This is a genomic window from Rhodoferax sp. AJA081-3, assembly GCF_017798165.1.
Lineage (GTDB): Bacteria > Pseudomonadota > Gammaproteobacteria > Burkholderiales > Burkholderiaceae_C > Allorhodoferax.
In genome coordinates this window covers 3,658,314-3,676,415 of record NZ_CP059068.1, presented here as the reverse complement: position 1 = coordinate 3,676,415, position 18,102 = coordinate 3,658,314, and the positions used below count along the sequence as shown (strand labels likewise).

Here is an 18,102-nt window from a genome sequence, read left to right as displayed (position 1 = left end):
TAGGAGACTTCCATGAAGTACCTCTGCCTGGTCTACCTGTCCAAAGAAAAGTGGAGCGCCTGCCCGGACGCCGTGTGTTTCGAGGCGGCCAAGGGACTGCAAGCAAGCGGGCACCTGCTGGCTGCCGAACCCCTGCACCCGGTAGAAACCGCCACCACGCTGCGGGTGCGCAATGGCCAGTTGTCCATGACCGATGGCCCCTTTGCCGAAACCAAGGAACAACTGGCAGGCTTCTACCTGCTGGAGGCCAAAGACCTGAACGACGCCATCCGCCTGGCCACCAAGATCCCGCCGGTGCAATACGGCAGCATCGAAGTACGGCCGGTGAGGGAACTGGACGTAGCGGGTTTTCAATCCTTCACGCCCGAACTTTCTTCCTAAAACAACTCAAACAACAAGGAGCTCAACATGCACTACATCGATGGATTTGTGGCCGCCGTGCCCAACGAGAACAAGGAAAAATACATCCAGCACGCCACGCAGGCCGCGCCGCTCTTCAAGGAATACGGGGCGCTAAAGGTGGTGGAGTGCTGGGGTGATGACGTGCCAGACGGAAAACTCACCTCCTTTCCGCTGGCGGTCAAGAAAGAAGAGAACGAAAGCGTGGTGTTCTCCTGGGTCGTGTGGCCTTCGCGCGCAGTGCGCGACTCGGCATGGCCAAAACTCATGGCCGATCCCCGCATGACATCAGAGGCCAATCCCATGCCTTTTGACGGCAAACGGCTGATTTATGGGGGCTTTCAGACGATTGTGGAGATGTAGCCTCGCACGTCAGGCGCATTCGGATGCCGTTTGTCGTGGGATTAAAAATCCATATTGCTCCTAATTTAGGAGCAATTTACATAGCAAGGACAAGGGCTGCAGGCCATTTATACTCAAAACATTCTGCCCCCCTTTCATCCATCACCGAAACCCCATGACAAAACGCGAATGGCAACTGGCAATCCCGCTGCTGATCAGCTTTGCACTGTGCCTAGCGGCCTTTGTGCATGGTCAGAGGCTGGAAGACCCTGGCAATGGAATTACAGCCCTGCGCGTCTTCAAGACCGTGCAAGGCGGTGAACACGTCGCGGTCATCGCCAACAAGGCCTTGCATGTGCTGGATGCCGCGGGGCAACGCATCGTGCGCCAAGAGCTGCAGACGCTAGGCCTGACCGAGGCCCCCAACGATATGGACTGGACCGTAGACGCACAGCAGCGCGTGGAAGCCTGGTTTTTTGACGATACGGTGCCCCGAGTGCTGCGCTGCATATGGAGCCCCGAGCAACTGCGCCTGCAGGATTGCCGCAACGCCATGACGGGCCCGCAGCTCAAGACCAACCCGCGCTCCCTCGCCGTCCACCTGGCGGTGGACGCCATCGGGCAGCGTGTCTTCATCGCCGATGCCAAAAGCGGCCGCGTGCAGGTATTCGACCTGGCAGGCAAGGCCCTGACCAGCACGGATCCGCAGACGCTGCCTCTGGCTTTTCCCAACCGCTTGCGCTACCTTGGCGACGACACATTGGCCGTAGCCGACAACGACAACCGCCGCCTGATCTGGCTGCGGGTCACACCCGGCCAGCCACCCAAGCTGCTGCGCAGCCTGTACTCGGCCGACCACGGGAAGGCAAGGGCAGGCCGCGGCAAAGTCACGGACGTGGCTTTTGGCCCGGACGGCACGGTCTGGATGCTGGCGGTCAAGCAGCGGCAACGCGACGGCGATGTGCTGGTATTCGATGCCCAACGGCTCCCCGTCGCAAGGGCGGGACTTGCCGAGGACAGCGACCCGCTGTTCATCGACACATTGGGTGATTCCGCCCTGGTAGCCGACTACACCCGGATCACGATCAACCGCATTGACACACAAGGCCGCGACCTGGGCACGTTTGGTGGTGCCGCCTTCCAGGCAGAACTGGCCCCACTGCAAGCGAAGGCGCGGACGGGCGCGTTGTGGCGCACAGGAGCCATGGTGGGTGGCGGGGTCGTCATTGTGGTGGGGCTCCTGCTGGGCTGGCGATTTGGCCAGAAACCCAAGCTGCCCGGGCAATTTGACAACCAGGCCAAGCTTGCATTGGCAGCCTTGGGTGGGGTTGGTACCACACTGGAGTTTCCGGTAGTGTTGCAGCAGACAGCGGCTTATCGCAAGGCGATACGCAAGCAGGTGCTGCTCTTTGTGCTACTGCCGTTTCTTTTGGCCGTTTCGGCTACAACAGCGTTGGCGGGGCTTTGGCTCACACCTGGCAATCTTGAAAGTGTCCTTCGCAACTGGAAACTGCTGTTCGTCGCTATGCTCGGCATTGCCGCATCCTGCGCGAGCGCCTGGTTCGCCTGGCGCGACCTGTTGCGGACCTCTGAGTTGCGAGTCACTGAGCACCGTGTGGGATGGTTCAGAAGCAACCAAGTGGTGTGTGCAGCGCCGTTGAATGAGGTGCACGCCTCCAGTAACGCCCTGCTATTGGGCGCAAAAGTCATACGCTTCAGAACACTCGGAAGGACGGCAGCAGTAGGAGAGCCCATGTTCGACATGGACCTACTCAACCGCGCCGTGTTGTCGCGCCTGCCACCAGATCACCTGGTCGACGATCAGGCGCTGGCCTGGCTGGCATTCAAAAACAAGCCGCTGGTTCAAAAGGTATTGCTGGCTGGCCTGTTTGCGGCCATTTTGCTGTTGGTCGTTTTGCCAACCATTCGCTGACCCACCCCCAGTCGCCACAGGGACTGCAAATGGATGCCATGCTGGGGCAGTTTCGGTAGACTGATCCCTACCCCAAGAGCCAACAATTCAGGAGCGCAAACCATGAGCAAGAGCAAAGAATTCGACATCGTCGTACATGGCGCCACCGGCTTCACCGGTCGCCTGGTTGTCGAGTACTTGATGGCCCGTTACCCCAATGGGTCCAACACCAGCGGCCTGCACTGGGCCATGGGCGGGCGCAGTGCCAGCAAGCTGGCGGCGGTACGCGAGGAGATTGGTGCCCCGGCCGACACACCGCTGATCGTCACCGAAGGCACGGACCCGGCCAGCCTGAAGGCCTTGACCGACCGCACGCGCCTGGTGCTGACCACGGTTGGCCCCTACCAGCTGTACGGCAATGAACTGGTAGCGGCATGCGCCACATCGGGCACCGACTACGTGGACCTTTGCGGCGAGCCCGTGTGGATGCGCAAGATGATCGACGCCAACGAAGCCGCGGCCAAGGCCAGCGGTGCGCGCATCGTGTTCTCGTGCGGCTTTGACTCCATTCCGTTTGACCTGGGTGTGCTGATGCTGCAAAACGAGATGAAAGCGAAGTACGGCACCACCGCCAACCGCGTGCGCGGGCGGGTGCGCAAGCTCAAGGGCACCTTCTCCGGCGGTACCTCGGCCAGCCTGAAAGAGACCATGGTCTCCGCCAAGCAGAACCCAGCAGAAATGGCCTTGCTGCGCAACGCCTTTTCGCTGACGCCGGGTTTCGAAGGACCGCCCCAACCCTTTGGCAACAAGCCGCTGTTTGACGAAGCCATAGGCGCCTGGGTGGGACCGTTTGTCATGGCCGCCATCAACACCCGCAATGTGCACCGCTCCAACTTCTTGCTGGGCCACCCCTATGGCACCGATTTTGTCTACGACGAGATGACCGTCACCGGCACCGGCGAAAAGGGCGAGGCGCGCGCCAATGCACTGGCCAACGACAAATCCATGGGTGCCGACGATGGCCCCAAGCCCGGCGAAGGCCCGTCCAAGGCCGAGCGCGACGCCGGCCACTACGACGCCTTGTTCCTGGGCCACGATGCAGCGGGCCATACCGTGCGGGTGGGCGTCACCGGCGACCGCGACCCCGGCTACGGCTCCACGTCCAAGATGATTGCCGAGTCTGCCGTGTGCCTGTTGACGGATGCGACGGATACCAAGGGCGGCATCTGGACGCCCGCTGCTGCCATGGGCACCAAACTCATCGCGCGTTTGAAGGCCAATGCCGGCCTGACGTTTGCGATGGAAGAGTAGCTGCAGCCTACATCCACAAGCGGTAGGCCCAAAAACTCTCCTGCTGCTGTATGCCTTTGCCCAACGCATCCGGCGTAAACCCGGTGATGCGACGGGTGGTGCGGATCAGGTGGGATTGGTCGGAGTAGCCCGTATCCACCGCGATCTGCGCCCAGTCCAGCTTGGCCGTGGTTTGGGTGGCCAGTGCAGCGGTCATTAAAAAGGCTTCTTCAGACCGCCCCATCACCCGCAGTTCACGCAGAGGCAGACCGGACCACTGCTTGATGCGCCGCTCCAGCTGGCGCAGGCTGCGCCCCGGAGCCGATACCGCCGCCCGTAGCGCCAGGTGGGCAACCCAGTCCGAGTAGCGCTGTTGGACCAAGGGTTGGCTGGGTCTGTACCGTTGCCAGCGGGGCTCCAGAAATTCCTCCAGGGCCTGCAGCCGCTGCGCATCGTCCGGTGCGTCCTGCACCTGCTGGAGCATGGGCAGCCAATCGGGTGGCAATATGGTGCTGGCGTCAAAAAACTGGTCGATCAGATCGGACACCTGCAGCCCCGTCAGCGCATGCAAGGCGTCGGGCATCACCAAGACCATCATGGAGTGCACCGGCCCCGGGCACCAGGTGGAGACGGGCCGCGTTTGTGGCCCGCACAGCACCCACCGCCCTGGCATGGGCATGGTTTCACCAAACACACCTTCCGCAGCAACGGCGGGCGGGCTGTTCAAACACTGGCTGCTGCCACTGAACCACCAGCTCAGGCTGCACATGGGCGAGGCCGGGAAATGGTTGACCCGCTGCGCGTCCGTATGGTCAGCACCCAGCGTGTTGCGCACCATGCTGGCACGCACACAAGCCGACAGCGATGCGCGGGGTTGCCACAGCGTGCCGCTGGGCCACAGGGCGGGATCAAACGCAATCGTGTTAGTGCTGGGGCTTGCCATGGCCCGCAGTGTAGTGTGGGCCACATGTCGCAATCGTTCAATACGGCAACCCATGGGCGCAACACAATGCCCCACATGAACGCAGTCCTAACCCCAACTTCCGCCCCTTCCGCCCCCTCCGCCACCACACCGTCCACCCCTCCAAGTCCCGCCCGCAGCACCCACGCTCCCGGCCCCGTGTCCCGCTGGTGGGGTCTGCCCCTGCTGAGAGAAATGAAACGCGACTACCTGGGTTTTGTCACCAAGCTGCAGCGCAACCACGGCGACATCAGCTATATGCGTTTGGGCAATGAACACGCGTGGGACTTGATGTCGCCCGATCTGGTGCGCGAGGCCCTGGTCACCCATGCCGATGCCCTGATCCGCTGGGAGCGTGGCATCGAAGTGTTCGCCCAGGTCTTTGGCCAAAGTGTGCTGGTCACCGAGGGCGCCACCTGGCAACGCCAGCGCCGCATGCTGATGGCTGCCTTCACGCCCAAGCAAGTAGCGGGTTATGCCGAGCTGATGACGGCTGCCGCACAGGAAGCGTTTGACAAGCTGGTGGCAGAGGGTCAGAGCCACGCACTGGTAACGATGGATGCACTGTGGAACCGGGTGGCCATGGATGTTATTCTGCGTACGATGTTCAGCCGCTCGGCGCAACAGGACTCATTGGCCGCCATCGGCGCCACACAAACCCTGTCAGCCACCGCCTTCCGTGAAATGTTTCGCCTGTTCACGCTGCCAGACTGGTTGCCATTGCCCGGCAAGGCCGCCAAACGCAAAGCGCTGCGCAACTTGCGCCAGCTGATACAAGGCCACATCACCGAACGCCAAGCCGCCATCGCCGAACAACCCGACCAGGCCAACCAGCAGGACTTGCTGGGCCGCCTGCTGGCCCTGCGCGACGAGGCAACCGGCACCGGTCTGTCGGACCAGGAGGTTTTTGACCAGTGCATGGTGAGCTTCCAGGCCGGCCACGAAACCTCGGCCACGGCCTTGCTGTGGTGGAGCCGGCTGATGGCCGAACACCCCGAGGTGGCACAACGCGCGCGGGACGAGGTGCGCGCCGTAGTAGGCAGCGGCACGCCTGGGCCGCAGCACATGGCCCAGCTGCCGTGGCTGACTGCCACGCTGAAGGAGGCCATGCGCCTGTACCCACCCGTGGCGGCCATCATGAGCCGGCGCACCACCGCACCCATCATGGTCGATGGCTGGCACATTCCCAAGGGCGCGATGCTGCGCATCACACCCTGGGTGCTGCACCACGACGGACGCTGGTTTGACCAGCCCCACGCCTTCCGGCCACAGCGTTTCATGGACGGTGCGCCGCCCATTCCCAAAGGCGCCTGGATGCCCTTCGGCGCCGGCCCGCGCGTGTGCCTGGGTCAGCACTTCGCGATGGTGGAAATGACGCTGCTGTCGGCCATGCTGCTGCAACGCTTCACGCTGGAATTGCCCGCGGGCGCCGCAGCCTGCACGCCAGAGCTGCATGTGACGCTGCGCCCCAAGCAGTCTGTTCAGTTGCGGCTCAGCCGCATCGTCGCGCCCTGAGGTTTGCCTCAGAGCCAAATGCTATATATTTGATAGCTATATCGTTATATTTATCGGGAGCTAGAGGCCATTTTTTCAGGCGGATTCAAGTACAAAGCGCAACGGAATGCAGTGTAAGAGGTCTGACGGGTAGGTTGTAGAAGACCTCATGCGGTGTGCGATAGCCCAGGCACTTACGAGGCCGATGATTGAGTAAGTACACAGCTTCATCGACCTGAGCCTGTGTCACCTTGAGCAAACTGCACCCCTTTGGAAAGAACTGTCGCAGCAGCCCGTTGGTGTTCTCATTGAGCCCACGCTGCCATGAGCAGTAGGGCTTGGCAAAGTACACCTTCGCCCTCAAACAACTTGCAATGAATTCGTGCTCAGCGAACTCCTTGCCGTTGTCAAAGGTCAGTGTCTTGCAGGCATGTCTGTGGGGGCGCAGCAAATCGACAATGGCCTGCGTCACCCCCGCACTGTGCTTGGAGCGTAGTGGATGCGCCAAGGTATAGCGGGACTTGCGTTCCACCAGTGTCACCAACACGCCTTTGCGCCCCCCGCCGATCACCGTATCGCCCTCCCAGTCGCCTATGCGCTTCTTGCTATCCACCACTGCGGGGCGATGTTCAATTCCGACCCGGTTCTTGAGTACCCCACGGCGCTCTCGACCACTGGCATAGCGCTTTCTACGAAGTTTTGACAGCGCAAGTACCCGACTAAATCACCGCCCTGGGCTTTGTTGGCATAGGCGTATTGGTAGATGGCTTCGGTGCTAATCGACAAACGATCCTCTAAAGCCAGGCGGTCACTGACTTGCTGGGGAGACAAGCTCAGGCGCAGATACAGCTCCACGAGTTGCCACTGCTCTGGCTCGAACTGGCGTGCATTGCGACGCTGTGTCTGTCTCTGAGTCGCTTTGTCTTGGGCCAGTGCAGGTTGGTAGCCCCGGGCACTGGCATTGCGCCTGAGCTCGCGGCTGATCGTCGAGCTGCTACGTCCAAGCTCTGCTGCAATTTGCGACAGATGAATGCCTTGGCGCGTGAGGTTGTGAATTTGGTATCGTTCTTCTTGGGTCAAGTGTGTATAGGTCATGGTGCAACGTTTGGGACTGGCCGGTCACAAAAGTGCATCCTATTCACTCTTGGCCTAACCCGTTTCTAAAACGTTGCACTTCGTACTTGAATCCGCCCCATAAACCACTCAGGGAGCGTACTGGGCCAAAAATTTCCGCAGGTCCTTGAACTCGGGCAAACGCGCGGTCAACGTGGCATGGTCCCAGTCCCACCAGGCGGTAGCCTCCAGCGCCTGCGCAATGGCGCGGGGAAAGCGGTAGCGGATCAGCTTGGCGGCCACCCCGCCCACAATGGCATAAGGCGGCACATCCTTGGTGACCACTGCATTGCTGCCCACCACAGCGCCATTGCCAATGTGCACGCCGGGCATGATGACCACGCCGTGCCCTATCCAGGTGTCGTGGCCGATGATGACCCGCTGCCGGCGCCGCCATGCAAAGAAGTCTTCATCGTTCTGCTCGGCCATACCGTACATGACGGGCCGGTAGGTGAAGTGGTGCAGCGTGGGGCACTCCATGGGGTGGAAGCCGGGGTTGATACGCACCATGGCGGCAATATTCGCAAACTTGCCGATGTCGGTGGAGATCAGGTCGCAGTGGGGTTGCAGGTAAGAGTAGTCACCCAGCACACAGTCCTGCATCTGCACCTGTTCACCCACCTGGGTGTAGCGGCCAAAGTGGCAATCGCGCACCACGGCGCTGGACGCCAGTGTGGGTGCCTCACCCAGGCGCACGGCGCTGGGCAGGTTGTGGGCGGCAATATGGGTCAGTGGCATCGCGGTAGCACCTGTGCTCAATGCGCGCGCTGGGCGCCCAGCCAGGTCTCCACCACCATGGGTGTGCCCACCTGGGTCATGCGCACCCGTAGCAGATCGGCGCGCAGGCCGGGGGCCACTTCGCCACGGTCCTGCAGGCCTATGGAGTGCGCCGCATTGCGCGTGACTGTGCGCACCGCCTTGGGCAGGCTCCAGCCGTCCAGCTGCCCCAGCATGAAGGTGGCCAGCAACAGGCTGCTGGGCACGTAATCAGACGAAAACACGTCCAGCAAATCCAGCTGCGCCAGCTCCGCTGCCGACACATTGCCCGAGTGGGAGCCGCCCTTGACCATATTGGGCCCACCCATCACGATGGCCAAACCGGCCTTGCGCGCAGCCTGTGCGGCGGCCACGGTGGTGGGGAACTCCGAAATGCCCACGCCCTCCTCAATCGCCAGCTCCACATCACTGACCAGCGTGTCATCATGGCTGGCCAGGGGGATGTTGCGCGCACGGCTGGCCTGCACAATCACTTTGCGGTGGGGCAAGGCGAATGCCTGCTGGTCGGCCTTGCGCTCGGCAATCATGGCATCGAACTCTGCATCGCTGTAACGGCCATTGCGCTCGGAGTAACGGCGGTAGCTGGTCAGGTCGCGCCACTGGCGCTGGCCGGGCGTGTGGTCCATCACGCTGACCAGCTTGAGCAGGCTGTCATCCGCATACTGGTGGAACACTTCCAGAATATCGGGGGCCGACACTTCACAGCGCAGGTGCAACAAATGCTCCACGCGCATCAGGCCTTCATCACGGCACTGGTGCAGCGCGGCAATCGACGTGTGTTGTGTCTGGCAGCGCGCGCCGCCGGCGTCCAGGTCGCCAATCACCACCGAGTCCAGCACCGTGGTGATGCCGGCCGCGGCACACTGGGCGTCGTGCACCATCATGGCGGAGTGGGCGTTCCACAACACACCGGGGCGGGGCGACAGGTGTTTCTCCAGGTTGTCGGTGTGCACTTCCACCAAGCCGGGCATGAGCCAGTCGCCGGCCCAGTCCTGCGCGTTTGGCACAGCGGTGTCACCACGGTCCACGGAGCGGATCATGCCGTCCTCGATACACACGGTGCCGGTAAATTCTTCGTCTGCCGTGACCACACGGGCGTTGCGAATGATGCGTTGGTTCATACAAATGTCTTTCTGCAAAATCAATTGGGTTTACGGTGTTGTTCCACGTCAAAACTGCGGGTGGCCACGGCCTCGCGCACTTCGTCGTCGTGGAAGATGCCCACGATGGCGCTGCCTTTGGCGCGCGCGGCATGTATCAGCTCCACCACCACGCGGCGGTTGTCGGCGTCCAGTGAGGCCGTGGGCTCGTCCAGCAGCAGCACCGGCGGGTTGGTGATCATTCCGTGAGCGATGTTGACGCGCTGTTGCTCCCCGCCTGAAAACGTGGCGGGTGGCAGGTGCCACAGGTGTTCGTGCAGGTTCAACCGGGTGAGCCACTGCGCGGCCTGGGCGCGGGCCTCGGCGGCGCTATGCCCCAGGCGGCGCAGCGGGTCGGCCACGATGTCCAGCGTGGAAACACGGGGAATGGTCCGCAAAAACTGCGACACATATCCCATGGTGCGCCGGCGCACATCGAACACTTCGCGCGCCTCGGCCTGGCCCAGGTTGACCCAGTGGTCCAGATGGCGGATGCGCACCTCACCACTGGTGGCACCGTAGTTGCCATACAGGCAGCGCAGCAAAGAGCTTTTGCCACTGCCGGAGTGGCCGGTCAGCGCAAGGCATTCACCGGCCTGAACCTGCAGGTCGATGTTGGCAAATACCGGCAGCTTGGCCCCTGCGCGGTGATGCAGGGTGAATGTTTTGCACAATGCAATGGTTTCAATGACAGTCACCATAGTGTCCGCTCTCAAGGGGTTAAAACCGAAGAAACCAGCAGCTGGGTGTAGGGGTGCTGGGGGTCGTCCAGCACCCGGTCGGTCAGCCCCTGCTCGACCACTTGGCCGTCCTTCATGACGAGCATGCGCTGGGCCAGCAGGCGAGCAACGGCAAGGTCGTGGGTGACCAGCACCGCGGCCAGTTGCAACTCGTCGACCAGCTCACGCAGCAGGTCCAGCAGGCGGGCCTGCACCGACACATCCAGACCCGTGGTGGGCTCGTCCATGAACACCAGCCGCGGATGGGTCACCAGGTTGCGCGCGATCTGCAAGCGCTGTTGCATGCCGCCGGAGTAGGTGGCGGGCAAGTCGTCTATGCGGGTGGTGTCCAGCTCCACACGCTGCATCCACGATAGAGCTTCGCTGCGCAGCCCGCCATAGTTGCGCGAGCCCAACGCCATCAGGCGTTCACCCACATTGGCACCGCCCGATACGTTCATGCGCAGACCGTCGCGGGCATGTTGTTCGACAAAACCCCAATCGGTGCGGGCCAGCCAGCGCAAACGCGCTTCGGACAGCTCCGCCAGGTCCACCAAACCGGAAGACGCTGCGTCGGACTCTGCACGCACGTCGTAGTGCACCGATCCCTCGTCACAGGCATGGCGCGCTGCCAGCAGGCGCAGCAGGGTGCTTTTGCCGGAGCCGGACTCCCCCACCACGGCCAGCACCTCTCCGGGGTACAGATCAAAACTCACACCCCGGCACGCCCAGCGCGGCTGGCCCTGGTGCATAAAGGCCTTGCCGGCCTGGCGCGCAGACAGCAGAACCGGCGCGGTCATTGGATAACCTTCGTGCTGCGCACTGCGGTGCGAGCTTGCTTGGGGCGGCCCGGCGCGGCGCTCATGCGGCCTCCTGCTGGGCCAGCGCGTTGTGCAGGGTAACGGCCTGCTGGGTGCCGACCTCACCGGCGCTGCGGCGCTCTTCGCAGTAGTCGCTGTCGGAGCACACAAACAGGCGGCTGCCCTGGTCGTCCACAATCATTTCATCCAGAAAACTCTCGGTGGCACCACACAGCGCACAGGCATGGTCCCAGCGCTGCACTTCAAACGGGTGGTCTTCAAAGTCCAGGCTGCGCACCGGCGTGAACGGCGGGATGGCATAGAGGCGTTTTTCGCGCCCGGCACCAAAGAGCTGCAAGGCGGGGTTCATATGCATCTTGGGGTTGTCGAACTTGGGGATGGGTGAAGGCGACATCAGGTAACGCTCGTTCACCATGACGGGGTAGTCGTAGCTGCGCGAGATGGCGCCCAGTTGTGCAATATCTTCGTACAGGCGCACATGCATGAGGCCGTACTCGGTCAGCGCATGCATCTTGATGGCTTCGCGCCGGCGCGGCTCCAGCTTGGACAGCGGCTCGGGCATGGGCACCTGGTAGACCAGGATCTGCTTCTTTGTCAGCGGCAGCTCGGGTATGCGGTGGCGGGTCTGGATCAGCGTGGCGTCACGTGTCTTTTCGGTGGTGGCAACGCCCGTGGTGCGCGCAAAAAAGCGGCGTATGTTGACCGCATTGGTGGTGTCATCCGCCCCCTGGTCAATCACCTTGAGCACATCGTCCAGCCCGATGATGCTGGCCGTAACCTGCACACCGCCCGTACCCCAGCCATAGGCAAAGGGCATTTCGCGTGACCCGAATGGCACCTGGTAGCCCGGCACCGCCACGGCCTTGAGCAGGGCGCGGCGTATGCGTTTCTTGGTGCGCTCGTCCAGGAAGGCAAAGTTGTAGTGGTTGTCCATCATCATGCGGCTTCCTGCTGCTGTTGTTCGGGCTCCGACGTGTCGGCCTGTGCATGGCTGGCGCGCAGCTTGCGCACCAACTCCAGCTCGGCCTGAAAGTCGACGTAGTGCGGCAGCTTCAGGTGCTGCACAAAGCCCGATGCCTCGACGTTGTCCGCATGGGACAACACAAACTCTTCGTCCTGCGCCGGGGCCACACGGGGCTCGCCCAGCTCATCGGCGCGCAGTGCGCGGTCCACCAGAGCCATGGCCATGGCCTTGCGCTCGGCGCCGCCAAAGGCCAGCCCGTAGCCTTGGGTGAATTGCGGCGGTATGTCTTTGCTGCCATGGAACTGGTTGATCATTTGGCACTCGGTCACTTCCAGGTCGCCAATATCGATCGCAAAACCGAGTTCATCGGGCTCCAGTTCCACACGGACAAAACCACGGCGAATCTCACCGGCAAATGGGTGAGCGTTGGCGTAGCCGCGTTGGGTGGAGTAACCCATGGCCAGCAACCAGCCTTCGTCACCCCGGGCCAAGGCCTGCAGGCGTAGCGCGCGGTCAGCGGGGAACATCAAGGGGTCGCGGGTCAGGTCGCCCGGTGCTGCGGCATCCACAGGCTGCGGTGTCTCCAGCAGGCCTTCGCGGGCCAACAGGTCGTTGATACGGGGCACTACCCGGTTGTCATCCACCGGCACTGGTGGGGGTGTTTGCACTCCAGGCGCAGCCTGTGCTGCCTCTGTGCCGCCCTCGGCCAACAACCTGAAATCCAGCAGGCGCTGGGTGTAGTCGTAAGTAGGCCCCAGCAGCTGGCCACCCGGCACCTCTTTGAAGGTGGCCGATATGCGGCGCACCAGGTCAATGCGGGCCGTGTCCAGCGGCACGGTGTAACCCAGCCGCGGCAAGGTGGTGCGGTAGGCGCGCAGCAAAAAGATGGCTTCCACCAGGTCACCACTGGCCTGTTTGATGGCCAGGGCTGCAAGCTCTGGGTCAAACAAAGCCCCTTCGCTCATCACCCGGTCCACCGCCAGCGAAAGCTGGGTACGAATTTGTGCCACCGATAACTCGGTTATGGACGTGTCGCCGCGACGCTGCGTGTCCAGCAAGCGCCAGGAACTTTCTATGGCGGCCGCGCCGCCCTTGACTGCTACATACATATCAGACCCTTTCCAATCGGCGAACACGTGTGGTGCGGGGCAGGCCCAGCGCCTGGTCGCCGCAGGTAAATACCATGTCCACGCCCGCCGGAAACGCCGCATGGTTGGCCTGCCACTGGGACCAGAAGTGATTGGGTACACCACACAGGCCCACCCGCTGCAAGACCTCAATGCCGGGGCCACGCCATTCCAACTCCTGCCCGCCGTGCAGCGCGGGCAGCTCAACAATCAAGGTGGTGGAAAACTCGGGAGACTCCGCGCTGCCCATCGCAAAGTCGACCAGGTCAAACGGCGCATCCAGGTCGTGGATGACCGCGAAGCTGGCAGCACCCGCGTTCGCAGCCACGCCCGCTCCGGTGTGAAACTGCAGCCAACCCTGCGTAGTGGTGTCCGCACGTTGCCACCAGACGGGGGTCTCGTCGTCGGTCAGTGACAGCAGCAATCGCGCCATGGCGCCACCCAAGGCCACCTGCGGCAATGACGCGCCAATCTCACACACTGTGCCCGGGCGGGCCAATGCATCCAGCACGGCGCGAAAGGTCTGCTGGCTGCCATGCACCACGTCCGGCAAACCGGGGGCCAGCAAGGGGTTCGTACTCATGCTTCACCCCGCACAAAGGTGAAGAATTCAACCTTGGAGTCTGCCACCGCACGCTGTTGCTGCGCACGGGCCTGTGCCTGCGCCGTGGCCAGCGGTTCAATCAACAGGCCTTGCAGACGATCATGGTGCTGCGGGTCTTGCAGCAGGGCATCACACAGTGCAACCAATTCGGCCTGGCGCTTGTTGCGGCCCAACACATAACCGACACCCAGCGGCCCATCACCCAGGCGCACGGCACAGCGCACCATGCTGGCCTCACCCAGATTAAAGGGGTTGCCTGTGCCGCCCACCCGCCCGCGCAGCATCACCATGCCCACTTCGGCAGGGCGCACCTGCTGGAGTGTGGTCAGGTCGGCCGCGGGGGGGATGGCGCTTTCCAGCTGTGCAACGCTGGCCCGGGCCAGGGTAGCCAGCCATGCCTGTCTTGAGGCCGTGGGTGCCGTTGAGGTGTCGCTTGTCATACAGATGTCTAAATCAGTTACTAGAGTGGACGGGTGGAATGCAATGGCTTCGCATCGCGTTACCCATGCATGTAGTTCAACTGCTCAACATGAAGAATTTGTGACACGTCGCAAGCAAATTCCAGTGTGCCGAGCGCCCTTGGAGTCCCTACACAATGTCCTTTGATGTGTTCTCTTCCAGCAGCCCCGGACGTCGCAGCGGTGTGTCCGTGTGGCGCCAGATCGCCGACACCCTGACCACCGAAATCCGCAACCGCGCCTACTCGGATACCGGGCGCCTGCCCGGCGAGGTGGAACTGTCTGCGCGTTTTGGTGTCAACCGCCATACCTTGCGCCAGGCCGTGTCCGCACTGCAAACCGAAGGCCTGGTGCGCATCGAAGCGGGACGCGGCATGTTTGTGCAGCATGAACTGCTGGACTACGCGCTGACACGGCGCACCCGGTTCAGCGAGAACCTGTTGCAACAGGGCCTGATACCCAGCAAACAATTGCTGAGCGCCCGCGAATTGCCCGCACCTGCACAGGTGCAGCAAGAACTCAAGCTCGCCAAAGGCGCCAAGGTGCTGATGGTGGAGACGCTGGATGAGGCCAACGACGCCCCCATAGGCATGGCCACCGCCTATTACCCGGCCCAGCGGTTTGCGGGGCTGCTGGACATGTTGAACGAAGGCAGCCGCACCACCGAAATCCTGAAACACTTCGGTGTGCAGGACTATGTGCGCTCCCTCAGCCGCATCACCACACAGATGCCATCGGACGAAACCGCGCGGCTATTGGCGCAGCCGGTGAATCGCCCCCTGCTGTGTGTGGAAAGTGTGGATGCCGACATGGAGGGCGTTCCCATCAAATACGGCGAAACGGTCTTTTGTGGTGACCGCGTGCAACTGGTGGTGGATGCGGGAGCGCAGGCATGACTACAGCACGTTACGCCATCTACTTCACGCCCACACAAGGCACACCCTGGTGGAACTTTGGTGCCCATTGGCTAGGCCGCGACGAGGGGACGAACCAAGCCCTGGTGCATCCCGAGATTGCGGAGATACCCGCACAACAACTGCACCAACTCACCGCCTACCCGCGCCGTTATGGCTTCCACGCCACGCTGAAGGCGCCGTTTGTTCTGCGTGACGGCGTCACAGAGGCCGACCTGTTGGTGCGCATGCGTGCCCTGGCCCAACAACTCAAGCCGCTGGCACTGGGTCCTATGGTCGCCACCCGCCTGGACAACTTTACGGCCGTGTTACCCCACACACCACCTGCAGCCCTGGGCACCTTGGCTGCGCGCTGCGTCACCAGCCTGGACGATCTGCGTGCGCCGCTGTCGCAGCAGGACCTGAAACGCCGCCTGGCGCAACCCCTGGATGCGCGCGCGCAAGAGCTGCTGATGTTGTACGGCTACCCCCATGTGATGGAACGTTACCAACTGCACTTCACACTGACCGGTCCCATTGCCGAGCCCCTTGCACAGGTGGTGGTACGTGCGGTTGAAGGTTCAGTGGCCCGCCTCAACCAGGAACACCCCCTGGTACTGGACCGCCTGTGCCTATTTGTGGAACCAGAGCCTGGCGCAAACTTTGTGCGCCAGGCCGATGCGGAGTTGTTGGCATGAGCGGCAAGTGGGTTTTGGTGTGTGGCGCTTCTGGCGCTGGCAAAGACAGTGTGATGGCCTGGGCTCAGAACTACCTGGCTGAACAGCACCAGGTCGTGTTCAGCCGCCGGGTGGTGACACGGCCGGCCCAGCCCGGCTCTGACCACGACGCGGTATCGCCCTGCTACTTTGAACAGCTGCTGGAGACACGCGCCCTGGCCTGGCATTGGCATGCCCATGGCTTTGCTTATGGTGTCAGCGCAGACTACACGACCGATGTCACCGCGGGGAGGGTGGTGGTGGTGAATGGTTCACGAGAACATGTCAACACCTTGGCGCACGCACAGGCATTGGGACACACCGTGCGTATCGTGCAAGTGCTGGCCGATGCCCACCAACTGGAACAGCGGCTGCACCAGCGCGGCCGCGATTCAAGCCATGCAGTGGCCCTGCGCCTGGCCCGCAACAGCCAGTTTACGGACCTGCGCGCGGACTGCACGATTGTGAACAATGGCGCCCTTGCGGACGCCGGGCTCCAACTCGCACAGTACCTGCACAAGCTGGCAGCACAAGCGCCAGGCTAATACCGCGCCCCCCAACGCTCAGATCAGCGACTTGCGAATGCGAGCCGACACCAGATCAATCACACTGACCGTCACGATGATGATGATCATCACCGCGCAGGTTTCTGCGTACTGGAAGCCGCGGATGATTTCCCACAGAATGACGCCAATGCCACCCGCACCCACCATGCCAACCACCGAAGCCGATCGCACATTGGATTCAAAACGGTACAGGGTGTAAGAGATCCACAGTGGCAACACCTGGGGAATAACACCGTACACAATCTCTTCCAGTGCATTGGCACCCGTCGCCCGTATGCCCTCTACCGGTTGCGAATCAATGGACTCCACGGCTTCCGAAAACAACTTGGCCAAAATGCCCGTGGTGTGCACAAACAGCGCCAACACGCCGGCGAAGGGGCCCAGGCCCACCGCCACAATAAACAACATGGCGAACACCATTTCGTTGATGGCGCGGGCCGCGTCCATCAGGCGGCGTATGGGCTGGTGGATCCACCAGGGTGTGATGTTGGCCGACGACAACAAACCAAACGGCACGGCAAACACCACGGCCAGCGCTGTGCCCCACAGGGCAATCTGCAGGGTGATGACCATCTCCTGCAGGTAGATGCGCCAGTCCGTAAACTTCGGCGGGAAGAAGTCTACGGCATAGGTCACCATATTGGCCGAATCGCGCACCAGGTCCAGGGGGCGCATGTCGGCCCCTTTCCAGGAGCCCGCCAACAGTGCCAGCAGCACACCCCAGGCCACCAAAGCAGCAACACTGGTTCGCGGCACCTGCGGGGCGGGCATGGCAGCCAGGGCAATCGAAGGGGTTTGTGTGCTCACTGCAGACTCACTTGGCGGGGCTCAGTGCCGCCAGCTGTTTGTCGATATCGGCCAACTTGGCTTGTTTTTCAGGTGCGCTCAGGTTGGCGTCGGCCTCGAACTTGTTGCGCGTCTTGAACAACTCCAACTGGCGGATGGGTGTGAGCTGGGCATTGGTGGACGGTTTGAAACCGGAGAGCTTGGATACCTTGAACAGGTTGTCTTTCTCCTGCTGGCCACCGTTGCCATAGGTGTAGAAGAAGTCCTTGATCTTGGCCTTGTAGGCTTCGGGCAGGTCCTTGCGGATCACCAACGGGTCCAGCGGAATCAGCGGAGAGGTCCAGATGATGCGGATGTCGTTGAACTTTTCGGGCATCCGGTCTTTGATCTTGTCCAGGTTCTCGCTGTTGCTGGTCGCCACATCCACTTGTTTGTTGGCAACGGCCAGGGAGTTGGTTTCGTGGTTGGCGCTGCGCACCAGCTTGAAGTGTGTCTTGGGGTCAATCTTGTTTTGCGCAAACACGTAGTAGCTGGGCACCAGAAAGCCGGATGTGGAATTGGGGTCTCCATTGCCAAATGACAAATTCTTGCCTTGTTTGAGCACATCGTCCAAAGACTTCAGCGGGCTGTCTTTGTGCACGATCAGGTGCGAGTAATAGCCCTGTGAGCCATCCGCATTCACCATCTGGGCAAATACTTCACCACTGGCGCGGTCGACGGCTTCCATGGCCGACTTGTTGCCAAACCAGGCCGCGTGTACTTTGTTGAAACGCATGCCTTCAATAATGCCCGCGTAGTCGGGTGCAAAAAAGGCGTTGACCTTGAGCCCGGTTTTTTTGGACAGGTCATCCAAAATCGGTTGCCAGTCCGACTTCAGATTGGTGGATGCTTCGGTAGAGATGATGCCAAAGTTGAATTCCTTCAACTCCTGCGCCGATGCCGGGGTAGCGGCAACGCATGCCGCGAGGGCCATGCCAACAAAAGAGATTTTGAACATAAGGTGTCCTTGGGTGTGAATACG

The 18,102-nt window shown here is 61.9% G+C and carries 21 protein-coding genes; 8 read left to right on the top strand and 13 right to left on the bottom strand.

What is annotated here, in order from left to right:
- Positions 1–12: 12 nt before the first annotated feature.
- The 4 genes from HZ993_RS17225 (at position 13) to HZ993_RS17210 (ending at position 3,964) form a co-directional block, all read left to right on the top strand.
- Entirely contained in the window at positions 13–381 is a 369-nt protein-coding gene (locus HZ993_RS17225) for a YciI family protein (protein ID WP_209393966.1), read from the top strand.
- Positions 382–408: 27 nt separating this feature from the next.
- On the top strand, positions 409–762 hold the full coding sequence (locus HZ993_RS17220) for a DUF1428 domain-containing protein (RefSeq protein WP_209393965.1): 354 nt from the start codon (positions 409–411) through the stop codon (positions 760–762).
- A gap of 154 nt (positions 763–916) precedes the next feature.
- Complete coding sequence (locus HZ993_RS17215) at positions 917–2,674, top strand: hypothetical protein (RefSeq protein ID WP_209393964.1); 1,758 nt, start codon at positions 917–919, stop codon at positions 2,672–2,674.
- A 102-nt stretch (positions 2,675–2,776) separates the two neighbouring features.
- Positions 2,777–3,964 (top strand): trans-acting enoyl reductase family protein, encoded by a 1,188-nt coding sequence (locus HZ993_RS17210; protein WP_209393963.1) that lies wholly within the window; start codon positions 2,777–2,779, stop codon positions 3,962–3,964.
- Between the two features lie 7 nt (positions 3,965–3,971).
- Here HZ993_RS17210 and HZ993_RS17205 read toward each other — a convergent pair whose 3' ends face one another.
- Positions 3,972–4,886, bottom strand: coding sequence for an AraC family transcriptional regulator (locus HZ993_RS17205; protein ID WP_209393962.1), 915 nt, complete (start codon positions 4,884–4,886; stop codon positions 3,972–3,974).
- Between the two features lie 24 nt (positions 4,887–4,910).
- On the opposite strand from HZ993_RS17205, the gene HZ993_RS17200 reads away from it, so the two are divergent.
- Complete coding sequence (locus tag HZ993_RS17200; protein ID WP_371816939.1) at positions 4,911–6,419, top strand: cytochrome P450; 1,509 nt, start codon at positions 4,911–4,913, stop codon at positions 6,417–6,419.
- Positions 6,420–6,504: 85 nt separating this feature from the next.
- On the opposite strand, the gene HZ993_RS17195 is transcribed toward HZ993_RS17200, so the two are convergent.
- The 10 genes from HZ993_RS17195 to phnG form a co-directional block, all read right to left on the bottom strand.
- A complete protein-coding gene (locus tag HZ993_RS17195) occupies positions 6,505–7,032 on the bottom strand; it encodes an IS30 family transposase (protein ID WP_245213993.1) in 528 nt (175 codons plus the stop codon).
- A complete protein-coding gene (locus HZ993_RS17190) occupies positions 6,990–7,493 on the bottom strand; it encodes a helix-turn-helix domain-containing protein (protein ID WP_209393960.1) in 504 nt (167 codons plus the stop codon). Before HZ993_RS17190 ends, HZ993_RS17195 begins: the two co-directional genes overlap by 43 nt.
- Positions 7,494–7,601: 108 nt before the next feature.
- Positions 7,602–8,249 carry a DapH/DapD/GlmU-related protein gene (locus tag HZ993_RS17185; protein WP_209393959.1) on the bottom strand — a complete coding sequence of 216 codons (648 nt, stop codon included), beginning with the start codon at positions 8,247–8,249 and terminating at the stop codon, positions 7,602–7,604.
- A 17-nt stretch (positions 8,250–8,266) separates the two neighbouring features.
- Positions 8,267–9,409: an alpha-D-ribose 1-methylphosphonate 5-triphosphate diphosphatase gene (locus HZ993_RS17180; protein WP_209393958.1), complete on the bottom strand. Its 1,143-nt coding sequence runs from the start codon at positions 9,407–9,409 to the stop codon at positions 8,267–8,269.
- 20 nt (positions 9,410–9,429) lie between these two features.
- Positions 9,430–10,128, bottom strand: a complete 699-nt coding sequence (gene phnL, locus HZ993_RS17175) for a phosphonate C-P lyase system protein PhnL (RefSeq protein ID WP_209393957.1) — start codon at positions 10,126–10,128, stop codon at positions 9,430–9,432.
- Positions 10,129–10,139: 11 nt separating this feature from the next.
- Positions 10,140–10,946, bottom strand: a complete 807-nt coding sequence (gene phnK / locus HZ993_RS17170) for a phosphonate C-P lyase system protein PhnK (RefSeq protein WP_209393956.1) — start codon at positions 10,944–10,946, stop codon at positions 10,140–10,142.
- A 61-nt stretch (positions 10,947–11,007) separates the two neighbouring features.
- Positions 11,008–11,904, bottom strand: a complete 897-nt coding sequence (locus tag HZ993_RS17165) for an alpha-D-ribose 1-methylphosphonate 5-phosphate C-P-lyase PhnJ (RefSeq protein WP_209398554.1) — start codon at positions 11,902–11,904, stop codon at positions 11,008–11,010.
- The gene (locus tag HZ993_RS17160; RefSeq protein WP_209393955.1) at positions 11,904–13,040 is read right to left on the bottom strand and encodes a carbon-phosphorus lyase complex subunit PhnI; all 1,137 of its coding nucleotides are present in this window, start codon (positions 13,038–13,040) and stop codon (positions 11,904–11,906) included. Before HZ993_RS17160 ends, HZ993_RS17165 begins: the two co-directional genes overlap by 1 nt.
- Position 13,041: 1 nt before the next feature.
- Positions 13,042–13,641, bottom strand: coding sequence for a phosphonate C-P lyase system protein PhnH (phnH, locus tag HZ993_RS17155; protein WP_209393954.1), 600 nt, complete (start codon positions 13,639–13,641; stop codon positions 13,042–13,044).
- Positions 13,638–14,102, bottom strand: coding sequence for a phosphonate C-P lyase system protein PhnG (gene phnG, locus HZ993_RS17150; protein WP_209393953.1), 465 nt, complete (start codon positions 14,100–14,102; stop codon positions 13,638–13,640). Before phnG ends, phnH begins: the two co-directional genes overlap by 4 nt.
- Before the next feature lie 155 nt (positions 14,103–14,257).
- Here phnG and phnF point away from each other — a divergent pair, with 155 nt between their 5' ends.
- The 3 genes from phnF to phnN are packed head-to-tail and all read left to right on the top strand — an operon-like array spanning position 14,258 to position 16,274.
- Complete coding sequence (gene phnF / locus HZ993_RS17145) at positions 14,258–15,016, top strand: phosphonate metabolism transcriptional regulator PhnF (RefSeq protein WP_209393952.1); 759 nt, start codon at positions 14,258–14,260, stop codon at positions 15,014–15,016.
- The gene (locus HZ993_RS17140) at positions 15,013–15,711 is read left to right on the top strand and encodes a DUF1045 domain-containing protein (protein ID WP_209393951.1); all 699 of its coding nucleotides are present in this window, start codon (positions 15,013–15,015) and stop codon (positions 15,709–15,711) included. Before phnF ends, HZ993_RS17140 begins: the two co-directional genes overlap by 4 nt.
- Positions 15,708–16,274 (top strand): phosphonate metabolism protein/1,5-bisphosphokinase (PRPP-forming) PhnN, encoded by a 567-nt coding sequence (phnN, locus tag HZ993_RS17135; protein ID WP_209393950.1) that lies wholly within the window; start codon positions 15,708–15,710, stop codon positions 16,272–16,274. The genes HZ993_RS17140 and phnN overlap by 4 nt, the downstream gene beginning before the upstream one ends.
- An 18-nt stretch (positions 16,275–16,292) precedes the next feature.
- Here the strand turns inward: phnN and phnE are convergent, their stop codons facing one another.
- Both phnE and phnD read right to left on the bottom strand, forming a co-directional pair.
- The gene (gene phnE / locus HZ993_RS17130; protein WP_209398552.1) at positions 16,293–17,066 is read right to left on the bottom strand and encodes a phosphonate ABC transporter, permease protein PhnE; all 774 of its coding nucleotides are present in this window, start codon (positions 17,064–17,066) and stop codon (positions 16,293–16,295) included.
- A gap of 43 nt (positions 17,067–17,109) precedes the next feature.
- On the bottom strand, positions 17,110–18,078 hold the full coding sequence (gene phnD / locus HZ993_RS17125) for a phosphonate ABC transporter substrate-binding protein (protein WP_209393949.1): 969 nt from the start codon (positions 18,076–18,078) through the stop codon (positions 17,110–17,112).
- Positions 18,079–18,102: the final 24 nt, after the last annotated feature.